This is a genomic window from Mesorhizobium sp. P3_A9 (assembly GCF_056402975.1).
This window is the reverse complement of record NZ_JBFUGJ010000324.1, coordinates 1-6615: the sequence shown is the minus strand read 5'-3', so window position 1 is coordinate 6615 and position 6615 is coordinate 1. Positions and strand designations below refer to the sequence as shown.

Here is a 6615-nt window from a genome sequence, read left to right as displayed (position 1 = left end):
GAAAATAGATGTGCGCGATGCCCCAGAGCCACCAGGCGAGCCAACCCGTCAGCTTGATCCAGCCGAAGTCGATCGCAGCGGCGCGTTTGCCGATCGTCGCCAAGTCGCCGGCATGCTTGTAGTGAAACGGCCGCGCGGTGTTGTCGCCGCCGAGCCTGGCCTTGATGGTCGCCGCGACATGTCGGCCCTCCTGCTTGGCGGAAGGCGCCACGCCAGGGACCGGCCGTCCATCGGACAGCAGCACAAGGGCGGCGTCGCCGATGACAAAAATCTCCGGACTGCCGGGCACGCTGAGGTCAGGCTCGACGAGCACCCTGCCCGCGCGGTCTGCCTTCGCTCCCAGCCATTCGGCGGCGGGCGAAGCGGCAACACCGGCAGCCCACAGGATTGTCTTGGCCGCCAATTGCTTGTCGCCAAAGACGACGCCTTCGGCATCGCAGCGCGTGACGGCGCGGCCGAGTTCGACCGTCACGCCGAGCCGCTCAAGCGCCTTGTTGGCATAATCGGAGAGTTTTGGCGCGAAATTGGCAAGGACGCGGTCACCGGCCTCGATCAGCACCACGCGCGTTTGCCGCGTATCGATGTTGCGGAACTCGCCGCGCAGCGTGTCGTGCGCCAGTTCGACGATGGTGCCGGCCAGTTCCACGCCAGTCGGCCCGCCGCCGACGATCGCAATGGTCAGCAACGCCTGGCGCTTGGCGGGATCGGTTTCCCGCTCCGCCTGCTCGAAGGCCAGGAGAATGCGCCGCCGGATGGTGGTGGCGTCCTCCAGCGTCTTCAGACCTGGCGCGAAAGGCTCCCACTCGTCGTGGCCGAAATAGGCATGGCGTGCGCCGGTGGCGAGCACCAGCGTGTCGTAGGCAACGGCGCTGCCGTCGTCGAGCAATACGCGTTTGCCGGCGCGGTCGACGCCGATGACGTTGGCCAGCAGCGTCGTCACATCCTTGCGCTGGCGCAGGAGATGGCGGATCGGCCAGGCAATTTCGGAGGTTGCCAGCGCGGTCGTCGCCACCTGGTAGAGCAGCGGCTGGAAAAGATGATGGTTGCGCTTGTCGATCATGGTGATGCGCACCGGAGCGCCTGACAGCCCGCGGGTGAGTTCGAAGCCGCCGAACCCCGCGCCGACAACGACGACATGATGGCTGGCTTCRTTCATCTCATTCACCCCAGCGGTAAGATTGCCTATCCTGGATGTAGGTATTTTTGTGCAATGCAGCAACAGAAGGACAGTGCCCGGGACTCGTCGTCTTATGTCGTGAACGCACAAGATGTATCGTGTCGCGAGGTATAGCGTTATCGAACACGCTTATGAGGTAAAGCATGGCCAACGATCATGACGACCAGGGTCCGGCGCAGTATTCCTCGCCGCCCTGCTTCATGCATGAACTCGATCCGGAATTCCGGGCGCCGCTATCCGACTGGACTGATGTCCGGCGCTGGCGCAAGGCCGAGCGCGAACGCCTGATCGCGGCTCGCCTCGCCGTTTCAGCCGACGCGCGAACGGTGATGTCGCAGCGCATTGCTGAGGGCCTCGACGCGATCATCGGCGAGATCGGCGGCCGCATGGTCAGTCTTTATTGGCCGTTTCGCGGCGAGCCGGATTTGCGGCCATGGATGGCGTCCGTCAATGAGCGCGGCGGCCGCACGGCGCTGCCTATCGTCGTCGAGAAAGGGCAACCGCTGATCTTCCGAGCCTACAAATCCGGCGACCGGCTGGAAAAAGGCATCTGGAATATCCCGATCCCGGCCGAGGGCGATCCGGTGCTGCCCGACATCGTCATCTCGCCGATCGTCGGCATTGATCCGGCAAACTATCGCTTGGGCTATGGCGGCGGCTTCTTCGACCGCACGCTGGCCGCCATGCCGTTCAAGCCGCTGGTCATAGGCGTCGGCTACGAACTGCAGCGCATCGCCACCATTTACCCGCAGCCGCATGACATTCCGATGGATCTGGTCGTCACCGAGGCCTGAGAGCCTGTTTCCGGAAAATTATCCATACTTCCGCCGAGCGGCAGCGCAGATGTCACGTGACAAAAATCCGACTTGGTCGATAAATAATCTGACCTTCAAGCGGACTATCCTGCGGCGGACCGTTTCGACATGCGCTTTCGGTGGATCCAACGGTCGCTCTTAGACTGGCTGTTTCACAACGGGTGAAAAGATGATCGGACGAACTGCAGTAGCTGCCCTCGCCATCGCGTTTTCCTTGTCGCCTGCGCATGCGAAACCACATCGTTTGCCGAGCGATTACAAATGGGGCCGTTGCCTGCTTGTTGTCAGCGGTCAGACCCGCATATCCGGAAGATGCTCCTATCAAATCGAGGCGGGTGGCGATTTTAATATCCAGGGGCCTCGGCAGGTTTTTGCAGGTATCGACTATCCTGATACGCATAGTGGGGCCGGTGAAATGTCCCGGGATTACTGGGCAGATGTCTATAAGGACGGTGATGTTTGGGCCGGCTACAGCAACTCCGAAATCGACGAAACGCACGGTGATGAACGTTGGGAAGCACTTCGCCGCGAAGGCGCATGCTATATAGGCAAGGACGTCCGGGTGTGCCTTTGGCGCTAAGCCATTTCCGGCTTCATGCCCATCGCCGTACGGTCGACGATCTCACGCAAGGCGAATGACGAGTTGATCTTCGTCACATGCGGCATCGCCGACAGCCATTCCTTGTGGATGCGCTCATAGTCGACGAGATCCTTGGCCGCGATGCGCAGGATGTAGTCGTATTCGCCCGACATCAGGTGGCAGGACAGCACGTTGGGGCAGCGCTTGATCGCCGCCTCGAAATCCGACAGCGTTTTCTCGAACTGGCCCGACAGCGATATATGGACGATCGCCGTCATCTGATGACCGAGTGCCGCATTCGACAGCCGGGCGTGGTAGCCGCGAATGGTTCCGGATTTCTCGAGATTGTCGAGCCGGCGCGAACAGGCCGACTGCGACAGGCCGACCTTCTCGGCGAGTGCCGCATTGGGTATCCTGCCATCTTTCTGCAAAGCCTCGAGAATGGCGATATCGATCCTGTCGAGCGGCATTTTTCGTGAATCCTGCGAATATCTTGCTATTTCGCGCAACAATTATCGAAACCTGCCCGTCCGCGCAAGCGCATTCGCAAACACTTGCGAGCCGATTCATGGTTCACTTCACCAATACAGGGAGTGAGCCCAAAGGGCCCGGATCAGGAGAAGACAATGCGCGTCGGYTGCCCCMRGGAAATCAAGAACCACGAATATCGCGTCGGCCTTACGCCAGGCGCGGTCCGCGAATATGTGGCGCACGGCCACGAAGTGCTGGTCGAGACCGGCGCCGGCGCCGGCATCGGCGCCGATGACAACGCCTATCGTGCCGCCGGCGCCACCATCGCCAAGACCGCCGCCGACGTGTTCGCCAAGTCGGACATGATCGTCAAGGTCAAGGAGCCGCAGCCCAATGAGTGGGTGCAGCTGCGTGACGGCCAGATCCTGTACACCTATCTTCACCTGGCTCCGGATCCGGAACAGACCAAGGGCCTGCTCGCTTCGGGCGTGACCGCGATCGCCTACGAGACCGTGACCGACGATCGCGGCGGCCTGCCGCTGCTGGCGCCGATGTCGGAAGTCGCCGGCCGGCTGTCGATCCAGGCCGGCGCCACGGCGCTGCAGAAGGCCAATGGCGGCCGTGGCGTGCTGCTCGGCGGCGTGCCCGGCGTGCTGCCCGGCAAGGTCACCGTGCTCGGTGGCGGCGTCGTTGGTCTGCACGCGGCCCGCATGGCCGCCGGTCTTGGCGCCGACGTCACCATCATCGACCGCTCGATCCCGCGCCTGCGCCAGCTCGACGACTTGTTCGCCGGCCGTGTCCACACCCGCTATTCGACCGTCGAGGCGCTTGAGGAAGAATGCTTCTCGGCCGACATCGTCGTCGGCGCCGTGCTGATCCCGGGCGCCGCGGCACCCAAGCTCGTCAGTCGCGAGATGCTGTCGGGCATGAAGAAAGGCTCGGTGCTGGTCGACGTCGCCATCGACCAGGGTGGCTGCTTCGAGACCTCGCATGCGACGACTCACGCCGAKCCGACCTACGARGTCGAYGGYGTTATCCACTAYTGCGTCGCCAATATGCCAGGCGCCGTGCCCGTCACCTCGGCCCACGCCCTCAACAATGCGACGCTGCACTACGGCCTGCAGCTCGCCGACAAGGGCCTCAAGGCGCTGATCGACGACCATCAYYTGCGCAAYGGYCTCAAYGTMCACARGGGCAAGATCACCAACCGGGCGGTTGCAGATGCGCTCGGCTACGAACTGGTCGAGCCGAAAGCTGTTCTGGCCGCCTGATTTCGTCTGGATTCTTTCTCCCGTCAGCCCGCCGGCCATGCCGGCGGGTTTTTTCTTGCCTAAGCACAGGCAACAAAAAAGCGGAGCCAAAGCCCCGCTTCCTCGATATCGAGATTGCCGCCGGTTCATCCGCGGTCGGCCAATCGATCGACACTCGCTTTCTACCGCATCTATGCGACGGGAGTACGACAGGCTCCCTGACCGCAATCCCTTGCGGTTCAGGCCCGTTCAATCCGGCACTGGTAGCAGTTGTTGCGCGCCGAGCGGACATGCACGTAGGCGATGTCGTCACGTTCGAACAGCGTCTCGGCCCGCGCTGCAATTGCCTTGGTCGGGATGACCCCGCCGCTGCCATAGACGATGCGGTCATCCCCGCCATAGCCGCGCACAATATAGTCCGGGCTTTCAAGAATTTCGGGAAGCGCCTCGGCCTCGCGGCGCGCTCACATTCTTCGGCATGCAGGAAGATCGGCCCGGTTTCGGCATAGGGCTGAAGGTTCGGGAACGGCCGATAGGCGAGAATGAGGTAGGCATCGCCGTCTGCGATGTTCCTCAGACAATGCCGGCAAGGCATGCCGTCGCCGTCAGAGATCTTCCGCTCGGGCGTGTGGCCGTAAGCATCGGATCCGCCACGCTGCAGGGCTCTGACATGTTCGGTGGGAAGCGCCTTGAACTGAATGGACATCGTGAAAACCTCCGGTGTTGTCGACCGGAAATTACGTGCACAGGCCAATGCCTCCCACCCGATTCCTGCCAAGGGGATCGAGGGACCGATCCGATGTCGGCGGTCAGTCCCTCATATAGATAAAATCAGCAGCGCCAACTCAGTGAAATAAGCCGGCTAATAAAATACCGGCCGAGCCCCAAATCAGCGGATGAAGTCGTCAAAGCGCCGCAGTGTCACCCGGCGATTCTGCCAGTTTTCGTTCTGCGTCGGCACTAGGAGGAACTCCTCGCCGTAACCCACCGTCTCCAAGGCATAGCCGGGTACGCCGAATTCACGCACCAGCGTGCGCTTCAACGAGGCGGCGCGCTGTTCGGACAGGATCTGGTTCGACTGGAAGGAGCCGACGGCATCGGTATGCCCCTCGATCAGCACACGAGCACCGCGATCGCGACGCAGGATGCGTTGTAGTGCATCGGCGATGGTCTCGATCTTGTCGTACTGCGAATTGGAAATGGCGGCCGAGCCGAAGGCGAAATTGATCGACTGGATGTCGATCGAGCGCGCCATGCGGCGCAGATCGGGCCGGCGCTTGAATTCTCGGATGGTGACGCGCTCATTCGGCCGCAACTTCACCCGGGGTGCGGCTTCGAGCTTGCGCTCGATCGTCGCGGCCGAAGGCGTCGTCGCCTGGGCGGCGGCAAGACTCGGCATGGCAATCGCTGCAATCAGCGCGGCGGCAAGGGTACGGCGTGTCAGCATGTCTTTTCTCCTTCGGCCTCTGCCGCATTGATGATGCCGGCAACATGCCAAAGGCAGGCTGAAGCGCCGATGAACGAGTGGTTCAGGTTCGCGCTGGTGTCGGATTCCGGCTGAAATCAGGGCCGCATGACGCTGGCCGAGCGCTCGGCGAAAGCCAGCGGATGCACGACCTCTTTCTTCTGCGCGACCGGTTTGAAACCGAGCTTCTGGTAGAGCGGCAGAGCCGCCGGATGGTCAAGCGTGCAGGTCTGCACCGTCACCCTTTTCGGCCCGTGCGACCAGGCGGCTGAAATCGCCGAACCCAGGAACCAGCGGCCAATGCCTTGCCCGGTGGCRTGTTCCATCATGCCGAAATAGGCGAGCTCSACTTCATCMGGCARATGCGGCTTGAGRTCGAAGAASCCGGCSGGCGCGCCGTCGASATARAGCACCCTGATGTCGCGATCCTCRCGRTGGATGCCGGCWGMAAGCTCGTCRTCATYCAGCCTGAGAACATTKACCCARTGCCATTTGCGCCCGACCCGGTCCATCAAATAGCGGTAGAAATGCAAGGGAATTTCCCTGGTTTTCAGCAGCGCGACCTGGCGATTGTAGGGCACTGGCGGCGAGACGGCAGGAGGGGCATGCATTTCGAGAAAAGTCACCGTGACTTCAATGTCCTGCAGCACGCCGTTTTCCATCGTCTTCATTCCTTGCCGGTCGTATTGGGGCCGGTCTTCGCTGGGCCAGTCACGACGGGCGTGTCGGAGAGCCCGCCCCACTCGGTCCATGAGCCGTCATAGAGCCTGTTGTCAGTGTGGCCAAGCGTCTCCAGCGCCAGAGTGATCACCGCTGCGGTGACCCCTGAGCCGCAAGATGTGACGACGGGCTTCGAC

At 62.1% G+C, this 6615-nt stretch carries 8 protein-coding genes and 1 pseudogene; 3 read left to right on the top strand and 6 right to left on the bottom strand.

The features are described from left to right. A partial coding sequence (locus AC1DX0_RS28590; protein WP_477357754.1) for an NAD(P)/FAD-dependent oxidoreductase occupies positions 1-1156 on the bottom strand: 1156 nt, incomplete at its 3' end. A 164-nt stretch (positions 1157-1320) separates the two neighbouring features. Here AC1DX0_RS28590 and AC1DX0_RS28585 point away from each other — a divergent pair. Next, positions 1321-1971, top strand: a complete 651-nt coding sequence (locus tag AC1DX0_RS28585) for a 5-formyltetrahydrofolate cyclo-ligase (RefSeq protein WP_477220652.1) — start codon at positions 1321-1323, stop codon at positions 1969-1971. A 190-nt stretch (positions 1972-2161) separates the two neighbouring features. Then, positions 2162-2572, top strand: a complete 411-nt coding sequence (locus AC1DX0_RS28580) for a hypothetical protein (RefSeq protein WP_477220653.1) — start codon at positions 2162-2164, stop codon at positions 2570-2572. On the opposite strand, the gene AC1DX0_RS28575 is transcribed toward AC1DX0_RS28580, so the two are convergent. After that, entirely contained in the window at positions 2569-3042 is a 474-nt protein-coding gene (locus tag AC1DX0_RS28575; RefSeq protein WP_013531467.1) for an Lrp/AsnC family transcriptional regulator, read from the bottom strand. The two genes, AC1DX0_RS28580 and AC1DX0_RS28575, sit on opposite strands and share 4 nt — an antisense overlap. Before the next feature lie 156 nt (positions 3043-3198). Between AC1DX0_RS28575 and ald the strand changes: the two genes are divergently transcribed. After that, positions 3199-4314: an alanine dehydrogenase gene (gene ald / locus AC1DX0_RS28570; RefSeq protein ID WP_477357751.1), complete on the top strand. Its 1116-nt coding sequence runs from the start codon at positions 3199-3201 to the stop codon at positions 4312-4314. 218 nt (positions 4315-4532) lie between these two features. Here ald and AC1DX0_RS28565 read toward each other — a convergent pair. From AC1DX0_RS28565 to AC1DX0_RS28550, 4 genes and pseudogenes are all read right to left on the bottom strand, one after another. Beyond that, positions 4533-4999: pseudogene (locus tag AC1DX0_RS28565) on the bottom strand (DUF1203 domain-containing protein). 183 nt (positions 5000-5182) lie between these two features. Next, positions 5183-5740, bottom strand: coding sequence for an OmpA family protein (locus tag AC1DX0_RS28560; protein ID WP_477220655.1), 558 nt, complete (start codon positions 5738-5740; stop codon positions 5183-5185). A gap of 116 nt (positions 5741-5856) precedes the next feature. Continuing rightward, positions 5857-6420, bottom strand: a complete 564-nt coding sequence (locus AC1DX0_RS28555; protein WP_477357757.1) for a GNAT family N-acetyltransferase — start codon at positions 6418-6420, stop codon at positions 5857-5859. Between the two features lie 5 nt (positions 6421-6425). Beyond that, on the bottom strand, positions 6426-6615 hold a 190-nt coding region (locus AC1DX0_RS28550), incomplete at its 5' end, for a sulfurtransferase (RefSeq protein ID WP_477357750.1).

What these genes read in the sequence shown, in the direction of transcription:
- AC1DX0_RS28585 (WP_477220652.1), top strand. Translation starts at nt 1,321, where the DNA reads ATGGCCAACGATCATGACGACCAGGGTCCGGCGCAGTATTCCTCGCCG.
- AC1DX0_RS28580 (WP_477220653.1), top strand. Translation starts at nt 2,162, where the DNA reads ATGATCGGACGAACTGCAGTAGCTGCCCTCGCCATCGCGTTTTCCTTG.
- AC1DX0_RS28575 (WP_013531467.1), bottom strand. Translation starts at nt 3,042, where the DNA reads ATGCCGCTCGACAGGATCGATATCGCCATTCTCGAGGCTTTGCAGAAA.
- AC1DX0_RS28560 (WP_477220655.1), bottom strand. Translation starts at nt 5,740, where the DNA reads ATGCTGACACGCCGTACCCTTGCCGCCGCGCTGATTGCAGCGATTGCC.